This window comes from Desulfitobacterium nosdiversum, from assembly GCF_049860565.1.
In the GTDB taxonomy this organism is placed as follows: domain Bacteria; phylum Bacillota; class Desulfitobacteriia; order Desulfitobacteriales; family Desulfitobacteriaceae; genus Desulfitobacterium_A; species Desulfitobacterium_A nosdiversum.
In genome coordinates this window covers 323926-340823 of the sequence record NZ_CP172056.1, presented here as the reverse complement: position 1 = coordinate 340823, position 16898 = coordinate 323926, and the positions used below count along the sequence as shown (strand labels likewise).

Genomic DNA, 16898 nt, shown 5'->3' with positions numbered 1-16898 from the left:
TTCATCTCAGAAAAGGGGAGATCTTAAAATTGAACTCTATCGATCTTAAAAACGAAAAGGACACCATTTTAGTTGCAGTTTGCGGGCTGCATATGCGTGGATATTCATTGGAAAAGCAAATGTTGGAGCATGAGGCTCAGTTTAGGTGCGAAGCATTAACGGCTCCTAAATATGAACTATTTAAGCTGCCGACGTCCCCTGCCAAACCCGGCTTAATTAAAAGGACTCAAGGAGGTGCTTCCATTCAAATTGAAATTTGGGAAATGCCGCTGAGTCAATTTGGCCATTTTGTTGCTCTTATTCCTTCTCCTCTCGGGATTGGGAAAATCGAGATGACGGATGGGTCGGAAATCTCCGGTTTCGTTTGCGAAGCCTATGCTTGTGAAAGTGCTGAAAATATTACCTCCGCAGGGAGTTGGCGAAATATCTAATCGATTGATTTTATAAATCTTACCCATAATTATAGAAAAAGCGGATTTATCTTTCAATTTATTATTGTAATGAAGTGCCTTAAGCCTTGAAAAGTATACATTATTATAATGGATTATAACAACAAAAGCTGTTGACATTATAGTAACTATAATGTTTATAATAAAGTTGTCTTAAGAAACGCGTACGGGATTTACGTACAAAGTGTATTAAGTGTAGCAAAGGCGCTGCTTGAAAATAGCAGCGCCTTTTTTATTTTTTAAAGAGGTGAAAAAGATATGATAATGATTGAAGCCTTTGTCCGGCCTGAAAAAGCGGACATCATCCTGGCCAGTCTCCAGGAGCAAGGGTATTCGGCAGCGACGCGGATCAGCGTTTTGGGAAGAGGAAAACAGAAAGGTCTTAAAGTCAAGTCAGTTTTATACGAAGAGCTGCCTAAAGAAATGATTATCCTGGTTGTTGAGGATCAAGACGAAGAAAAGGTTGTTGCGGCGATTATGAAAAGTGCCAGGAATGGTAATGACGGGACATACGGGGATGGAAAGATCTTTGTGACGCCTGTCAGTACGGCGTATACAATTAGCAGCGGCAAAGCAGAATTATAATTTTTCAATAACGGTTGGAAGCGAGGTAGCATCGAATTGAAAAAAGTCATGATCATCATCAGGCCGGAGAAATATCGTCAGACAAAAGAAGCCTTGGAAAAAGAAGGATTTAGTGCTTTCAGCGTAATGAATGTCCAAGGCCGGGGAAAAAAATCGGTCGAATTCTCCGCAGGTGACGGTAGTAATTCTGATGGAACTGAAAGATACCATCGATTTGTGACAAAAAAGTTGCTCATCGTTTATATCAATGATGAGGATGAAAGACGCTTAAGTGAAACAGTGATTGGCGTTAACAAGATGGGGCAGGCGGGTGATGGTAAAATTTTTGTTTCACCCATAAAACGCAGCATCAGAATTAGAACTGGGGAAGAAAACGAAGATGCTCTGGTTTAGAATTTGAAGTTAAATTTTAAATTAGAATTAAAGAAAGGATTGAATCGTATGAAAAAATTGATCGCCTTAATTTTATCTCTAGGGCTGCTCATTTCTCTCAGCGGCTGCGGTACGGCTCAAACGGCCGGCAGCAATGCGGGTAACAGCAGCGGCAGCTCAGCAAGCAGCAAAAAAATAACAATCGGAACTTCACCTTACCCTGCTTGGTATGTTTGGTATATTGCTAAAGAAGAAAATCTGTTCCAGAAATATGGACTTAATGTTGATTTGGTTTATTTCCCGGTATACAGTGACAGTTTGCAGGCTTTTAATACGGGAAAGTTAGACATGCTGAACATAGCTGCCTGTGATACGATTGCTCCTTATACGAAAGGGGTTAAGTTTAAGACCGTTATGATTAATGACAACTCTAATGGAGCTGACGGACTGGTTGCTAAGACTAAGTATCAAAGCATCAAAGATCTCAAAGGACAGAAAGTTGTAACGGAATACGGTACTATTGAGCACTTCTTCCTGCTCAAAGCTCTTGAGTCTGCGGGCATGAAGGAAAGTGATATTCAATATACAAATATGACCGTTAATGACAGCGGTACGGCGATGCTGTCCGGTAAAGTAGAGGCGGCCTGCGTTTGGGAACCTTCTTTGTCCTTGGCACTTGGCGGTAAAGATAATCATCTGCTTTACAGCTCAGCAGATACCCCTGGGCTCATCCCGGATTTATTGGTTGCCAGCAATGATCTAATCAGTAATAACCGTAAAGAAGTAACCAACCTGATTAATGTCTACCTGGATGCCTTAGAATTTTACAACCAAAATCCGGACAAAGCTGCAGCGGATATGGCAAAACAAGCCGAGGTTTCTCCGGAGGAAATGAAACAAATGATGGCTGGTTCCAAGCTGTTTTCCGTTAAAGACAACATTACAGCGATGACTGAAAAGCAGACCAATTATGCTTACTTGCCGTATACCTTAACCGAGACCGCAAAATTCCTTAAAAGCGTCAATATGATTGATAATGTTCCGTCTACTCCTGAGGATTTGATTGACACATCCTTTATGCAGGAAATCAGTAAAACCAGAAAAGATTTTACTCCTCCGGATACAAAAGCGTTGGCAAAAAAATAGAAAGGATGTTATCCGATGAGGAAGCTTTTCGGAATTCGAACAAAGATTAATTTAAAGATCTATAATGCGTTGGCAGCCGGAGTTTTTCTGCTAGTACTAATCCTCTGGACGGTCTTAACCGAAGGCGGCTCAGTTAGCCAAATTTTCTTACCCTCGCTTAAATCCGTATTCCATTATCTGATCAATGTTTTTGGGTCAGGGCAGATATGGCCGGACATCGGTATCAGTTTCTACCGCATCTTTATGGGTTTTGCAATTGCTGCTGCTATTGGGCTTCCCTTAGGAGTACTCGCCGGGACGTTTAGCTTTGCGGAGGCCCTTATACAGCCTTTGGCTGAGTTTATCCGGTACATGCCTGTCCCTGCCTTTGTTCCTCTGATTATGGTCTGGTTCGGGATTAACGAGAGTGCCAAGATTGCAGTGATTTTCCTTGGAACGCTTTTCCAACTCATTCCGATGGTCGCAGATACTGTCCGCGCTGTTCCGGAGGATCTGATTAACGCCGCCTACACGCTTGGAGCCAAGCGCAAGACTGTGATATGGAAAGTGATTCTTCCGGCTATTGCCCCGCGTACATTAGATACACTTCGGATTATGATGGGCTGGGCCTGGACTTACTTAACAGTTGCAGAGCTCGTCGCCGCCAACAGCGGTCTGGGTTACAATATTCTGAAGGCACAGCGCTATTTAAAAACGGATGCTATTTTCGGCGGTATTCTGATTATCGGCTTCCTCGGACTTTTAACCGACAGACTTTTTGTTCTGGCCAATAGGAAACTGTTCCCCTGGACGGAAGGAGGGAAATGATGTTCGGTAAAAAAAAGAAGGATAAGCTTGCCAATGATGCAGTCATTGAGGCACGTGTTGCCAACAGCAAGATTATGGTTAGTCATCTAAAAAAATCTTACGTTAATAAAGGTAAGGAAACGGTAGCTGTTGCGGATGCAAGCATCGAAATTCTTGATAATGAATTTGTCAGTATTGTCGGTCCATCAGGCTGCGGCAAGTCAACACTGCTGCGAATTTTAGCCGGACTGGATGAGGCCACCGAAGGAACGGCAATTGTTGATGATGATCTAATAGACGGCCCAGGCGCGGACCGGGGTATGGTGTTTCAGTCCTATACGCTTTTTCCCTGGCTTACTGTAGAAGAAAACATTCATTTTGGACTTAAAATTAAAAAAATGCCTAAAAAGCAAGCTGATGAGATTGTTGAGCGGTATCTGGAGATTATCAAGCTTACCCCTTTCCGCAAAAGCTTTCCGAAAGAACTGTCCGGAGGGATGAAGCAAAGGGTCGCGATCGCTCGGGCGCTGGCGAACAGTCCTAAGGTTCTGCTGATGGATGAACCGTTTGGGGCCCTCGATTCTCAAACAAAGTCCCAAATGCAGCTTTTAATGAGGCAGATTTGGCAGGTTGAAAAACCCACGGTCGTCTTCATTACTCATGATATTGAGGAAGCAGTTTTTCTTTCCAATAGAGTCTATGTTATGAGCGGAAGGCCGAGCGGGATTAAGGCCAACATTCCCATCTATCTGCCTTATCGGCGAACGCTGGCGATTAAAGAGACGATGGAGTTTCTGGAATACAGGCATCGAATTACATCATTGCTTCATGCGGATGAGGAAGATGATCTGTTAGAAAACTAAAGAATGCGAAGAGCCTTCTAGGGTTCCGCAGGCATAAGTCCTGGTCAGGTCCGAGAGAAGGTGCGTGCTCAAGAATAGGGGTGCGTACACGGAGGGAGAAAAACCCGGGAGAACTGATTATTTCAGCATCCCAGGTTTTTGTTTTTATCGTTTAAATTTTATTGCCAATGGATTTAAATTTGTTAAAGGAGCGGATGGTGCATGAATACAATCTGGAAGACGGTGTTGCGTCCAGGTGAGAAATGGTCAGGAAACATCGGCAGAGGTAAGCTGATTCGTTTTACGGCAGTGCAGCCAGGGGCTAATCTGGCAATGCTGCTTTATAACAGTCGGGATCTTAATGAAAAGTATAATATGCCGGATACGCTTAAAGCTCAGCATACAGCCCATCTAACGAAGGGCAATATCCTGATGAGCGATAACGGGCGCGTATTAGCGAGCATTGTGGAAGACAGCCTGGGCTGGCATGATACGATTTCTGGTATTACTACCCGTGCGCAGACGGATGAAAAATACGGACAAACCGATTACCAGCATCTGCGAAATGAATGGCTGCGCAGCGGCTATGAAAATATGAAAGTTGAGCTGGAACGCAATAGCTTGCAGCCGCGGGATCTGGTTCCGCCGGTGAATCTTTTTGCCAAGGTACAGTGCGATCAAGAGGGCGGAATGCATTATATCAGCGATCACTGCCCAAAGGGAGCAACCGTGACGCTCCGTACCGAAATGGATGTACTGCTCATCTTATCCAATACGCCCAATCCGTTAGATTTGAGCAAAGAATATCCAGCCGTTCCGGTTAGGGTGGAGGTTATGCCAGCCAGCAGCCCGGTTGATGCCTTGGATTATTGTGTGAATTATAGACCTGAAAACAGGAGAGCTTTCGAAAACACGTGGGATTATTATACTTTGCTTGATTAATGCAGGAGAGGGATGATAACATGGTCGCTTTTAACAGAACTGAGAGTGAAAGAAAAGAGTCGGAGGCCGTCTATGACAAAATCATTCCGGCAGGCGACGGCTGGATGTATGAACTTAAGCCGAATCAAGTCCTTCGTATCGTCGATTTAGAGGGGAATCAGGCTGTAGATACACTGTTTTTCGATGCGGCGAACCCTCAGGATCACTACAGTGCCACGGCAACAATTACCGCCCAGGCCAATATCTTTTTGACAACCGGATCGGTGTTGCGGGCAGAATCGGGGAAACCGCTTCTGACGATTGTCGCGGATACCTGCGGACGTCATGATACGCTAGGGGGCGCCTGTTCAGCGCAAAGCAACACAGTAAGATATGACAGGGATATTCAGTACATGCACAACTGCCGAGACACTTTTATGCTGCAGATGGCAAATTATAACGGCGATTATGAAAAACGCGACTTAGCTCCCAATATCAACTTTTTTATGAACGTACCCGTTACTCCTGAGGGAGGATTGGAATTTGCCGACGGAGTTTCCGCACCGGGCTATTATGTAGAAATGCAGGCGAAATGCCGGGTTACCGTGCTTATCAGTAATTGCCCGCAGTTAAATAACCCTTGCAATGCTTATAATCCGACGCCGATCCGCCTCTTAATCTGGGATGAATAAAGGAGTCAGAGTATGTTCACAAAAGTTTTAATCGCAAATCGAGGGGCGATTGCCTGCCGGATCGAACGGACGCTGCGCAAAATGGGGATTAAATCGGCAGCCGTGTATACCAAAGCGGATCAGGATAGTCTTCATGTTATTCAAGCGGATGAAGCGGTGCTTATCGGAGATGGTTCTGCCAAAGAAAGTTATCTGAATGCGGAATTGATTTTGAAGACAGCCATCTCCGTAGGAGCGCAGGCAATTCACCCCGGTTATGGATTTTTGAGCGAAAATCCTGATTTTGCCAGATCATGTGCCGAAAATGGAATTGTGTTTATCGGACCTTCTCCCGAGCAGATAGAATGGTTCGGTCTTAAGCATTCTGCGCGTCTTACGGCGGCCGAGGCAGGAGTTCCTTTGCCCCAAGGAACAGGTTTGCTGCAAGGATTGGATGAAGCACTTGCGGAGGCCGCACGCATTGGCTATCCGGTAATGCTGAAAAGTACAGCCGGAGGCGGCGGTATCGGCATGCGCATCTGCGAAGATGAAGAAAAGCTGCGTTCAGCCTTTGAATCCGTAAAGCATCTGGCTCAAAACAATTTTCAGGATGATGGGGTATTTTTAGAAAAATATATTGATGAGGCACGGCATATTGAGGTCCAAATCTTTGGCAACCGCAGGGGTGAAGTTATCGCCGTCGGGGAAAGGGACTGTTCGGTCCAAAGACGCAATCAGAAGGTTATGGAGGAATGCCCTGCGCCAAATCTGCCGCAGGATGTCCGGCTGCAGATGCATGAGGCGGCAGTGAAGCTGGCTAAGGCGGCAGGTTACCGTAGTGCGGGAACGGTTGAATTTCTCTATGATACGCGGGAACAGCGCTTTTATTTCTTAGAGGTCAACACGCGCCTGCAGGTTGAGCATGGGGTGACGGAAGAAATCTATGGCATCGATCTGGTGGAATGGATGGTGTTGGAAGCAGCCGAAGAGCTGGATCATTTGGAGGCCAAAGTCCTTCGTCCGCAAGGTCATAGCATTCAGGCCAGGATTTATGCAGAAGACTGCCTTAACTCTTTTGCTCCGAGCAGCGGTCGAGTAGACAGGGCAGAGTTCCCGGAAAAGGCCAGGATTGAGACTTGGATTCAGGATGGATCCGAGGTAACGACACTCTACGACCCCATGCTTGCCAAAATTATCGTGAGTGGCGAAGGCCGTTCATCGGCGCTGAAGAAACTTAAAGATGCCCTGGATCATACGAAGATCTACGGACTGACCAGCAACGTTCAGTATCTGAGAGTACTGCTTGATCGCGAAGATTATGCTGAAGCAAAGCTTAATACACACATGCTTGATGCTTTTCAGCCGGAATATCCGGCATTGGAAGTGTTGGATGGAGGCATTCAGACAACCGTACAGGATTATCCCGGACGTACAGGGTATTGGGATGTAGGCGTTCCGCCTTCCGGACCAATGGATACGTGGTCTTTTCGTCTGGGTAATACTCTGCTTGGAAATGAAAAAGGATTGCCCGGACTGGAGATGATGCTTAAAGGCGGACGTTTCCGTTTTCGGGGCGGGACATGGTTTTGTCTGGCGGGTGCCGATATGCAGGCGCGTCTTGATGGCCAAGACGTTCCAATGATGCAGCCTGTTTGGGCGAGAGCCGGTCAAGTACTGGAGCTTGGTGAAGCAGAATGTGGGATGAGAACCTATCTGCTGATTCAGGGAGGAATTGATGTTCCATATGTGTTAGGAAGTGCTTCAACGTTTACTTTAGGCGGCTTTGGAGGCTTGAATGGCCGTGCATTGCGTACGGGGGATGTGTTGGCGCTAAAACCGCAGATAGTCCAGCCTGAGATTAAGGAAGTTGAAGAAGCGTGCCTACCTCAGATTACGAATCATTGGATTATCGGGGTTATTCCCGGTCCGCATTGTACGGTTGAATTTTTGCAGCCGGATTATCTGCAGCAGCTCATATCTGTTGACTGGGAGGTCCATTTTAACAGTTCTCGTACCGGAGTCCGGTTGATCGGACCAACGCCTGACTGGACACGTCAGGATGGCGGTGAAGCCGGACTGCATCCTTCAAACATTCATGATACCGCTTATGCCTTGGGTGCCTTGGATATGACAGGAGATATGCCGATTCTGCTCGGACCGGACGGGCCCAGCCTGGGGGGATTCGTCTGTCCTGTGACGACAGCATCAGCTGAACTCTGGAAGATCGGCCAGCTTCATCCCGGCGATACGGTCTCATTTCAGCTTTTAACGCTCGAAGAAGGTCAACAGCTTCGTCAAAGGCAGGAAGAGATGTTTGCTCAAATAGCTCAAAGAAATTGGAGCTATGAAGAAAATGCGGATGGTTGGAATTTTGATGGATTGAAACTCCCCACACAAAAACATTTGTTGCCGCCTGACTACCCGATTTTATATCAGGAGGAAAAGAATCTTCCGCTGCCCGTTAAAATCCGTTGTGCGGGTGACGAATACTTACTGGTGGAATATGGCGAGATGGAGCTGGATCTCAAGCTGAGACTGCGCGCTCATTCGCTGATGCAGGCCATCCGAGATGAACAGTCGATACCGTATATTGATCTGACACCGGGTATTCGTTCGTTACAAGTCCATATCGACAGCAAAAAAATAAAACTTCAAGAAGCATGTCAAAAAATAATGGATCTGGAAAAAAATCTTCCGCCGTTGGAATCTGTTAAATTGCCTTCGCGTATTGTCGAGCTGCCTTTGTCATGGAATAATCCGGATGCGAAACTGGCCATGCAGCGCTATCAGCAGAATGTGAGACCGGATGCGCCATGGTGCCCGGATAATATCGAATTTATCCGACGGGTCAATGGACTGGACAGCATTCAGGATGTGTATCAGATTCTCTTCAATGCAACTTATCTCGTCTTAGGTCTGGGGGATGTTTATCTTGGAGCACCTGTTGCTGTCCCTCTTGATCCCCGCCATCGTCTGGTGACAACAAAATACAATCCGGCGAGAACGTGGACGCCTGAAAATGCCGTGGGCATCGGCGGAGCCTACCTCTGCATCTATGGAGTTGAGGGCCCGGGAGGGTATCAGCTTGTGGGCAGAACGGTTCAGATGTGGAACAAGCTGCGTCCGACGCCTTGTTTTGAAGAGGGAAAACCTTGGTTATTGAGATTTTTTGACCAAATCAAATTTTATCCGGTTGAAGTGGAAGAACTTGAGCAGCAGCGGGAAGATTTTCTGCGAGGAAAATTTAACGTTAAAATAACTGAAACGACTTTTGATGTCGGTGCATACTTAGCTCAGCTTGACCAGATTAAGCATGAGGCTGCCGCTTTTAAAGATCACCAGCAATCCTCCTTTAACGCCGAGCGGGAACGATGGAAAGAGCTCGGACTAGCGGAATATGTATCCGAACAGACGGTTATGCCGGATGATGACGACGCTCTGCCGAAAGGGACGGAAAGGATATGCGCTCAAATTCCCGGCGGCATATGGAAAGTATTGATCAATGAAGGTGAAAACGTCCAAAAAGATCAGCCGCTCGTGATTATGGAAAGTATGAAGATGGAATTTACCCAGACAGCTCCGTTTAATGCCAAAGTTGCTAAAGTTGTAGTCAAACCGGGAGACGTGGTGAATTCTGGGCATGTCCTGTTATGCTTGGAAGCGGAAAGGAGTGGAGATTAATGAATGGACTGCCGGAGAAGTTAACCAGAAACTGGCTGAGAGAACAATATCTTAAAAAAACTGCAAATCCGGAACAGGTTGTTACAGAAATTATTGAACGGGCCAAAGCGACGGCGGATATGAATATTTGGATTGTTCCCCCCGACATGGATTTGATCAGACCGTATCTGGAGCGCTTGGCTGGGCTGGATATTAAAAATGCACCCCTGTGGGGCATTCCGTTTGCGATCAAGGATAATATTGATCTTGAAGGAATCAAGACAACGGCTGGCTGCCCAGACTATACCTATCTGCCGTCCAAAAGTGCGGCTGTTGTAAAACGGCTGATTGATGCAGGAGCAATCCCAGTAGGGAAAACCAATCTCGATCAATTTGCTACAGGATTGGTAGGCACGCGTAGTCTGTTTGGCGAGACACATAATGCGCTAAAGGAGGAGCTGATCAGCGGCGGATCGAGTGCTGGATCAGCTGTGGCAGTTGCCAAAGGTCAGGCGGCTTTCGCTCTGGGAACAGATACAGCTGGATCGGGACGAGTACCGGCGGCTTTGAACGGGATTTATGGCTGGAAGCCAAGCTGCGGGGCATGGCCGTTAAGCGGTGTTGTACCCGCTTGTGCAAGTATTGACTGCGTTACGGTTTTTTGCCATTCATTAGCAGACTGCTTAGCAGTCGACCAAGCAGTAAGGGGGCAGGAACCCGGCGATCCCTGGTCAAAAGATTATCCGGTCCCATCGGTTAGGAAGCCGGCATATATTTATCTTCCGGAAGAAGAACCTGAATTTTACGGCCCGTTTGCTAAGGAATACGAACAAGCTTGGTATAAGGCGGTTGGTAGGATGACTCATATCTTTCCGGAGATCAAAAGGATTGACACGGCACTTTTTGCAAAAGCGGCTGCGATTCTATATGGAGGACCTTGGATCGCGGAGAGATGGGCCGACCTGCATCACTTTGTCGAGGCGCATCCCGGGAGTGTATTGCCCGTTACTGAAAAAATCCTGCGCAGCGGTGCTGATTATGATGCGGCTTCGCTATTTCAGGCCATTCATGAATTGCAATCCATAAAGGCTCAAATCAGGACTATTTTAAATGAGGGGGTCCTTGTCATGCCCACGTGCGGTGGGACTTGGACACGCGAACAGGTGCGGCAGGACCCAATCCGAACAAACAGTGACATGGGCCGCTATACCAATCACTGTAATCTGCTTGATCTCTGCGCAGCAGCTGTACCGGCTGAAGATGCAGCAGATAAACTGCCCTTTGGGATTACATTTTTTGCTCAGGCTAAAAATGAAGACTTGATATGTGGTGCTTCAGAATTATTAATCAAATGAAATAAATTAACTTGAATTGAATTTTATGGATAAAGTCTTTAAAAAGGAAAGGGAGTGGCGAAAATGAATTGCTCATTTTTCGCCACTCCCTTATCATACGTATATATTTGAGAGTTTCAGTTAATGCGATCCCAAAACGCTGTTAAGAACAAATCTTACGCTGCTCCGCACCTACTGCTTTAAGAATAAGCTCCATCGGGCAAAAGCCTGTAAGCGCAGAAATCATTAACATTGTACCTACAAGTCCGGTAAAAATTAACCAATATTGACTGACGAATACGGATAAAAGTACACTTGCCAAGACAAAAAAACCGGCAATAAGGCGAATCAAGGATCCTTTACCATTGACAACAAACATATAAGGCACACCTCCCCAGACTTTGTCAACCCCCCCGTATAGAGGGGGTATATCTAAAGAATAGGATAACGTTCACGAAAGGTCAATACTTTCTTGCTTATTAACAATAATTCTAATTATTACCAAAATTATTTAAATGAATAAAAGGGAATAGATTATCTTATTCTTTTTTGCCTTTGAAGGCATAAAACCAAGCCATTTTTCCATAAAGTTTTTTAAAAGCAGGAAAAAGGGGGATGTTTATGCGCCGAAAGAGTGATCGTTGGTTTCGGCAAGGGAAACACAAGCAGAAAAGACGGCTTGTGTTAAGCATAATTGTAATGATGATATTATTTGGTGGGGTGGCCTGGAATTTACATTCTCATGATAAGAAAATCTGGAGTTGGGTGGTAGGCAATCAAACGATCCTGATCGATGCAGGCCACGGCGGAGTTGATCCGGGGGCAGTCGGTAAAAATAACACGTTGGAAAAGGATATTACCTTAGCTGTTTCTAAACGGTTAAGGGTTCTTGTTGAACAAGGCGGCGGCAAAGCGATTATGGTTCGGGAGGAAGATGTTGACTTAGGAACAGCTCAGGGGCTGCTTAAAAGAAAACGAGAGGATCTTGCGCAGCGAATTCAGTTGGCTGAAGAAACCAAGGCGGATGTTTATTTGAGCATTCATGCCAACAGTTTTCCCAATGAGAAGTTAACAGGGGCTCAGGTCTTTTATTATTCGGATTCTGCGGAAGGGAAACTTTTGGCTCAATGTATTCAGGAACAGTTAAATCCGTTGGCCGGAGGAAAGAGAGTAGCCAAAGGAAATCAGGAGTTATTTATATTAAAAAAAGCGAACAGAGCAGCTGTAACGATTGAACTTGGGTTTTTATCCAATGCCGAAGAGGAACAAAAGCTGAATGATCCGAAGTACCAGCAGCAGCTTGCGGTGGCTATTTATCAGGGGCTTTCTAATTATCTTGGAAAGGGTCAAAATGTGATTCCGAAAACTCCGTAATCGATTCCGCGAAAAAGAAGGAAACCCTTCGCATAATCCCGAATAATTAAATTATTAGGTTGTTTGGGGAGAAATGCAGGGGGAAAGATAATGAGCTTTATGCCAATGGTTTTATTTTTACTTGGAGTAATCATTCTCATAGGAGCTTGGCGCTTAGGAAATCCTTCGAATACGAGTCCGGAACTTATAGCTGCTCTAAAAGGGGTAGCAGGGGTGAAACGGGAGATTTCTTATATACGTACAGAACTTCGGGAGACAGAAGCGCGGATCGAAGAGCATGAAAAATTGATTCAAGAACGCGAAGTTTTAAATCAGAAGACTGCAGAACTAGTTCAAACGGAAAATGAGCAAATTAAGGAAACGATTACAAATATAAAAACTCAGGAATATATGCAAAAACAAAGCTTTGCGCCTTGGGTTGAAGAAAAACAAGTACAGCCCTATTCGCTTCAAGTGGAAAAAGACGTACAAGAAGAAGTTGATAAAAAAGTAGAAATAGAATCGGAAAATGTACTAAAATCTAATCTCCGAGTTTTCCCGGATAAATACCGCTGGGTTATTGAACTTCATGAACAAGGCTGGTCTACCCTAGAGATTGCAGGCCATCTTGCAATTAGCCAAGATGCTGTAAACATGGTATTGAAAACCTATCCCAGAGGTGGACAGATATGAAGTTTTCACGCGAATACTTGCTGGGATTAGGTTCTGGCCTGATTTTAAGCGCTTTGCTTCTTCTTATCTTTCCTCCTGCATTTACGAATACTTTAGCGGATAAAAACAGTTCAGACGCTGCTGCATCAAAGGCGACAGCAGTTAAAGAAAACCCGCCGGATCAAACTTCTGAATCCTCGGCGCAAACAACAGCAAATGCTCAAGAAAAAACGTCCTCGGAGAATGCAGCTCAGGTTAAAAAGAATATTGTGATATCACCGGGTACAAGTGCCGATAAGATTGCCCAGCTTTTGCAAACCGAAGGGTTAATTCAGAAAAAAGAAGATTTTATGGCATTTGTTAAAGCCAAAAAGTTAGAAAGCCGTTTTAAAGCGGGAAGTTACGAACTTCAGACAGGGCTTTCTCTTGAAGATTTAGTGAATCAGCTTATACGATAAAGAAGTTTCTTTGAGGAACTTCTTTTTAAGTGGACCAAGTTGCGCAGATTTTATCACAGTGTGCAGAATTTGCACATCTGATTTTTTTAATATTAAAAGTATTTTTCTAAATGATCTGGAAATAGGCCATTTAAGGCTAATGGTAATCGACTGAAAAGGTGGTACGGTTTTTGCATAAATTAACGATATATTCTAAAAATATTATAGAAACGTTAAAGTGAGCATCCATACTAAGTGAAGTTACTATTTAATCACTTCAATAAGGAGGCCCTATGCGAGGTTTAAGTTTACGTGTAAGGCTAATAGTCATCCTAACACTTGCGGTTACAATACCTATCTTGGGCTCTGGTTACGTTTTAATTCAAAGAGCGGAACATACTTTGATTGCTGAAAAGGAGAGTAAATTATTTGGTATTGCTCGCTCTCTCGATATTAATCTTATAGGTGATTATAATAGCCTTCTATCCAATGAAGAAAAAGCATTACCCACGCAGCAAAAGATTTTGGTTCTCAATTCTAAATTGAAGGCAATTACGGACAAGATTGTTGCTGCTAATCCTGGTGTAGGTGCAGGCTATTATTCGAAAGATCTGGATGCGATCATTACCTATGGACCGAGCAGCGAATTTTCAAACACAATAGGGAATTCTATAGCCCAGGATCATAAAGGTCGGGAAGTCATGGCTAAAGGAGATCCTAAAGCTGTGCGTGGACAAATGGTTCGTGGAAGTATATTGAATGCTATGGTACCGCTGGAGCGTAATGGGCAAATTATTGGATATGCTTGGGCTAACGAACTGACTGAAAATGTAGATAATCAAATCCGTACTATGGAAATTGTTATGTATTTAACTCTCGGTACGGCACTATTTGTCGGTTTAATCACGGTCTTACTCCTTGCCACTAGTGTTTCATCTTCAGTCCAAAAGATCATCGCGGGTTTACGGCGTCTGCAATCCGACATTGAATACCGAATGCCGATGGCTGAAGGTGAACTTGGTGAAATAACAGCAGCGATTAATAAGATGGCCGTAAGTATAGAAAAATCGCGTTCCCATACTGAAGTGATTATGGAAAGTATGGTTGATGGAGTTATGACTATTGATAATGAAGGGAAATTAACAGAGATTAACGGTGCAGCGGAAAGAATCTGTGGTCTGAAGAAAGATGCGATCGGGAAACAATGGTCTGAACTCTTAGCGGAACAGGTAAGCTTTCAAGAATTAATTTTGGAAACGCTTGAAACGGGTAAGGCTTTTATCGGATATGAAGTGATTTTAAACCGCAACGATGGGAGTACTGTACCTCTAAGTGTGAGTACATCTACGCTGCGCAATAAAGAGAGTATCTTAGGAACGGTTATTGTGTTTAAGGATTTATCGGAACGAAAGGCCTTTGAAGATTGGGTGCGGAGAATTGATCGTTTGGCTGCAGTGGGAGAATTAGCCGCAGGAGTGGCTCATGAGATTCGCAACCCTTTAACGGCTATTTCAGGCAGCGCAGAAATTCTGATCGATGAAATACCAGAGGATAGTCCTTCGAGAGTGTTTGGCGATATCATTATCAAAGAGATTGTTCGCTTAGACAGGATTGTAGAAGATCTTCTTTACTTTGCTAAGCCCTCTAAGAACTATCTTTCGCAAACTGATCCCAATAAGCTGGTTTCCGAGACCCTTGATTTACTCACTCCGAGTCTTAAAAAAGAATGTGTCGTTTTGAATAAGGAATTAGACTCAAATATTGGAATGATTACCGTTGATTCTGGTCTGATCAAGCAAGTCTTGGTTAATTTGCTGCTTAATGCTGCGCAAGCAATGACACCCAAGGGTGGAGAGGTAAAAGTTCGGACGAGAGGTCTAGAGAATGGTATTGAAATTGAGGTAATGGATACGGGGTGTGGAATTGATCCTGAGAATTTAGAGCGAATTTTTGATCCTTTTTATACAACGAAGGATAGGGGAACGGGTTTAGGACTAGCTGTAAGTAGTAAGATTGTAGAAATTCATCATGGGCAGCTTACGGTCGAAAGTATAAAGGAAGCAGGAACCACTTTTACTTTATTTTTACCATATATAACTGAAGCGTAAGTAGGGGGAAAGCATATGCTGGAAAACGCAAATATTTTAATTGCTGATGATGAACCAAGCTTGCGTGTCGTTCTGGAAACTGTATTGCGTAAAGAAGGTTATAAAGTTGATTCCGTTGATAATGGTGCTGATGCTTTAAAGATGGCTTTGAATAAGGATTATGGAGCCGCCTTATTGGATATCCGAATGCCGCAGCTTGATGGGCTCCAGGTCTTCTACGAAATACAGAAACACAAGCCGGACTTACCTGTGATTTTAATGACAGCTTATAGTACAGCGGAAATTGCTGTTGAAGCGATGAAACGCGGAGTTTTCGATTATGTTCTTAAGCCGTTTAGTGTAGAAGAAGTTAAGATATTGATTGCCCGAGCTATCCGAATGTTATATTTGAGTAAAGAGGTTCAGTATCTCGCACAGGAGGTTCAAACATTAAGCCAGGAGCCTACTGGGCCATGTAAATTGATTGGGGAAAGTCCGAAGATTCAGGAAGTCTATAAAAGCATCGGCCGAGTTGCAAATTCTAAGGCGACAGTGCTCATTACGGGTGACAGCGGTACGGGAAAAGGTATGGTTGCTAAAACAATTCACTATGTCAGTGAACGTTGGCAAAAGCCTTTTATCCAAGTTAATTGTGGAGCAATACCTGAAGGTTTATTAGAAAGTGAATTATTTGGTCATGAAAAGGGTGCCTTTACGGGCGCAATCAATCAAAAGGCGGGTAAATTTGAACTTGCTGAGGGGGGAACGATTTTTTTAGATGAGATAGCGGAAATGAGTCCTAACTTGCAGGTTAAACTTTTACGCGTTCTTCAGGAGAGGGAATTTGAAAGGGTAGGCGGCTCTCAAACCTATACAGCTAATGTTCGTGTTATCGCAGCAACCAACCGCGATCTCTCTGCGGAAATTGCAGAAAAGCGCTTCCGGGCAGACCTTTTCTACCGTCTCAATGTTGTCTCAATTCACCTTCCGCCTTTGCGTGAGCGTGGTGACGATATTATCTTGTTAGCAGAGCATTTTCTTAAACGTTTTTCACTGGAGGCCCAGCGAGAGGATATTTTCTTCTCCCCGGAAGTGATTCAGATTTTCCGCAATTACTCTTGGCCGGGTAATGTAAGAGAATTGGAAAATGCAGTTGAGCATGCATTGATTATGGGTAATACGAAAGTCATACTCCCGGAAAATCTGCCAAGCAATTTAAATATGCAGGGAACGGGATTTCAGACTACAAATCTTTCAAAGGAGAATTTTCGATCCTTACGCGAGGTTCTAGACGAAGCGGAGAAGGCGCAGATCGTTGAAGCGCTTGGTCATACGGGCGGCAATCGGGTACAGGCCGCAAAACTCTTGCAAATTTCTCGCCGGGCTTTAATTTATAAGATTCAAGAGTATAACTTGACTTAAGTATAGGGAGTATACCTGTTAAAAATATGATGTGATAAGGGCAAACATAGCGAAAGCTATGGACGCAAAGCTATGGGTCTTCCACATAAAGTGATGACTGCCAGGCTTCCGAAGCTGTTCCGTCATGCCTTAGGGTATGGCGTTTTTTTATCAAAAATTTA

The 16898-nt window shown here is 44.5% G+C and carries 16 protein-coding genes and 2 riboswitches; of the genes, 15 read left to right on the top strand and 1 reads right to left on the bottom strand.

What is annotated here, in order from left to right; translation table 11 throughout:
• Positions 1-29 precede the first annotated feature (29 nt).
• From ACHOLT_RS01690 to ACHOLT_RS01645, 10 genes are all read left to right on the top strand, one after another.
• Positions 30-431, top strand: a complete 402-nt coding sequence (locus tag ACHOLT_RS01690; RefSeq protein WP_425805353.1) for an allophanate hydrolase-related protein — start codon at positions 30-32, stop codon at positions 429-431.
• A gap of 276 nt (positions 432-707) precedes the next feature.
• Complete coding sequence (locus tag ACHOLT_RS01685; RefSeq protein WP_425805351.1) at positions 708-1034, top strand: P-II family nitrogen regulator; 327 nt, start codon at positions 708-710, stop codon at positions 1032-1034.
• Positions 1035-1082: 48 nt separating this feature from the next.
• Positions 1083-1427 carry a P-II family nitrogen regulator gene (locus ACHOLT_RS01680; protein ID WP_425805350.1) on the top strand — a complete coding sequence of 115 codons (345 nt, stop codon included), beginning with the start codon at positions 1083-1085 and terminating at the stop codon, positions 1425-1427.
• A gap of 48 nt (positions 1428-1475) precedes the next feature.
• Complete coding sequence (locus ACHOLT_RS01675; protein ID WP_425805348.1) at positions 1476-2552, top strand: ABC transporter substrate-binding protein; 1077 nt, start codon at positions 1476-1478, stop codon at positions 2550-2552.
• 15 nt (positions 2553-2567) lie between these two features.
• Positions 2568-3359, top strand: a complete 792-nt coding sequence (locus ACHOLT_RS01670; RefSeq protein ID WP_425805346.1) for an ABC transporter permease — start codon at positions 2568-2570, stop codon at positions 3357-3359.
• A complete protein-coding gene (locus ACHOLT_RS01665) occupies positions 3359-4201 on the top strand; it encodes an ABC transporter ATP-binding protein (RefSeq protein ID WP_425807845.1) in 843 nt (280 codons plus the stop codon). Before ACHOLT_RS01670 ends, ACHOLT_RS01665 begins: the two co-directional genes overlap by 1 nt.
• A 6-nt stretch (positions 4202-4207) precedes the next feature.
• Positions 4208-4314: riboswitch (guanidine-I (ykkC/yxkD leader) on the top strand.
• A gap of 88 nt (positions 4315-4402) precedes the next feature.
• A complete protein-coding gene (locus tag ACHOLT_RS01660; protein WP_425805344.1) occupies positions 4403-5122 on the top strand; it encodes an urea amidolyase associated protein UAAP1 in 720 nt (239 codons plus the stop codon).
• 20 nt (positions 5123-5142) lie between these two features.
• Positions 5143-5793, top strand: coding sequence for an urea amidolyase associated protein UAAP2 (locus ACHOLT_RS01655; protein ID WP_425805343.1), 651 nt, complete (start codon positions 5143-5145; stop codon positions 5791-5793).
• Between the two features lie 12 nt (positions 5794-5805).
• On the top strand, positions 5806-9453 hold the full coding sequence (gene uca / locus ACHOLT_RS01650; protein WP_425805341.1) for an urea carboxylase: 3648 nt from the start codon (positions 5806-5808) through the stop codon (positions 9451-9453).
• The gene (locus tag ACHOLT_RS01645) at positions 9453-10787 is read left to right on the top strand and encodes an allophanate hydrolase (protein WP_425805339.1); all 1335 of its coding nucleotides are present in this window, start codon (positions 9453-9455) and stop codon (positions 10785-10787) included. The genes uca and ACHOLT_RS01645 overlap by 1 nt, the downstream gene beginning before the upstream one ends.
• A 142-nt stretch (positions 10788-10929) precedes the next feature.
• Here ACHOLT_RS01645 and ACHOLT_RS01640 read toward each other — a convergent pair whose 3' ends face one another.
• Positions 10930-11145, bottom strand: coding sequence for a YgaP family membrane protein (locus tag ACHOLT_RS01640; RefSeq protein ID WP_425805338.1), 216 nt, complete (start codon positions 11143-11145; stop codon positions 10930-10932).
• Between the two features lie 242 nt (positions 11146-11387).
• Between ACHOLT_RS01640 and ACHOLT_RS01635 the strand changes: the two genes are divergently transcribed.
• The 5 genes from ACHOLT_RS01635 to ACHOLT_RS01615 all read left to right on the top strand — a co-directional run bounded on the left by ACHOLT_RS01635 (position 11388) and on the right by ACHOLT_RS01615 (position 16737).
• Entirely contained in the window at positions 11388-12140 is a 753-nt protein-coding gene (locus ACHOLT_RS01635; RefSeq protein ID WP_425805337.1) for an N-acetylmuramoyl-L-alanine amidase, read from the top strand.
• A 90-nt stretch (positions 12141-12230) separates the two neighbouring features.
• A complete protein-coding gene (locus tag ACHOLT_RS01630; RefSeq protein WP_425805336.1) occupies positions 12231-12812 on the top strand; it encodes a sigma-70 family RNA polymerase sigma factor in 582 nt (193 codons plus the stop codon).
• A complete protein-coding gene (locus tag ACHOLT_RS01625; protein WP_425805335.1) occupies positions 12809-13249 on the top strand; it encodes an endolytic transglycosylase MltG in 441 nt (146 codons plus the stop codon). The genes ACHOLT_RS01630 and ACHOLT_RS01625 overlap by 4 nt, the downstream gene beginning before the upstream one ends.
• A 272-nt stretch (positions 13250-13521) precedes the next feature.
• A complete protein-coding gene (gene atoS / locus ACHOLT_RS01620; RefSeq protein ID WP_425805334.1) occupies positions 13522-15336 on the top strand; it encodes a two-component system sensor histidine kinase AtoS in 1815 nt (604 codons plus the stop codon).
• 15 nt (positions 15337-15351) lie between these two features.
• A complete protein-coding gene (locus tag ACHOLT_RS01615) occupies positions 15352-16737 on the top strand; it encodes a sigma-54-dependent transcriptional regulator (RefSeq protein WP_425805332.1) in 1386 nt (461 codons plus the stop codon).
• 29 nt (positions 16738-16766) lie between these two features.
• Positions 16767-16850, top strand: a riboswitch (cyclic di-GMP riboswitch).
• Positions 16851-16898: the final 48 nt, after the last annotated feature.

Bases quoted from the DNA above. Each gene is read 5' to 3' on its own strand.
- ACHOLT_RS01645 (WP_425805339.1), top strand. From the start codon at position 9,453: ATGAATGGACTGCCGGAGAAGTTAACCAGAAACTGGCTGAGAGAACAA.
- ACHOLT_RS01665 (WP_425807845.1), top strand. From the start codon at position 3,359: ATGTTCGGTAAAAAAAAGAAGGATAAGCTTGCCAATGATGCAGTCATT.
- ACHOLT_RS01670 (WP_425805346.1), top strand. From the start codon at position 2,568: ATGAGGAAGCTTTTCGGAATTCGAACAAAGATTAATTTAAAGATCTAT.
- ACHOLT_RS01655 (WP_425805343.1), top strand. From the start codon at position 5,143: ATGGTCGCTTTTAACAGAACTGAGAGTGAAAGAAAAGAGTCGGAGGCC.
- ACHOLT_RS01680 (WP_425805350.1), top strand. From the start codon at position 1,083: ATGATCATCATCAGGCCGGAGAAATATCGTCAGACAAAAGAAGCCTTG.
- uca (WP_425805341.1), top strand. From the start codon at position 5,806: ATGTTCACAAAAGTTTTAATCGCAAATCGAGGGGCGATTGCCTGCCGG.
- atoS (WP_425805334.1), top strand. From the start codon at position 13,522: ATGCGAGGTTTAAGTTTACGTGTAAGGCTAATAGTCATCCTAACACTT.
- ACHOLT_RS01625 (WP_425805335.1), top strand. From the start codon at position 12,809: ATGAAGTTTTCACGCGAATACTTGCTGGGATTAGGTTCTGGCCTGATT.
- ACHOLT_RS01630 (WP_425805336.1), top strand. From the start codon at position 12,231: ATGAGCTTTATGCCAATGGTTTTATTTTTACTTGGAGTAATCATTCTC.
- ACHOLT_RS01615 (WP_425805332.1), top strand. From the start codon at position 15,352: ATGCTGGAAAACGCAAATATTTTAATTGCTGATGATGAACCAAGCTTG.
- ACHOLT_RS01675 (WP_425805348.1), top strand. From the start codon at position 1,476: ATGAAAAAATTGATCGCCTTAATTTTATCTCTAGGGCTGCTCATTTCT.
- ACHOLT_RS01635 (WP_425805337.1), top strand. From the start codon at position 11,388: ATGCGCCGAAAGAGTGATCGTTGGTTTCGGCAAGGGAAACACAAGCAG.
- ACHOLT_RS01685 (WP_425805351.1), top strand. From the start codon at position 708: ATGATAATGATTGAAGCCTTTGTCCGGCCTGAAAAAGCGGACATCATC.
- ACHOLT_RS01640 (WP_425805338.1), bottom strand. From the start codon at position 11,145: ATGTTTGTTGTCAATGGTAAAGGATCCTTGATTCGCCTTATTGCCGGT.
- ACHOLT_RS01660 (WP_425805344.1), top strand. From the start codon at position 4,403: ATGAATACAATCTGGAAGACGGTGTTGCGTCCAGGTGAGAAATGGTCA.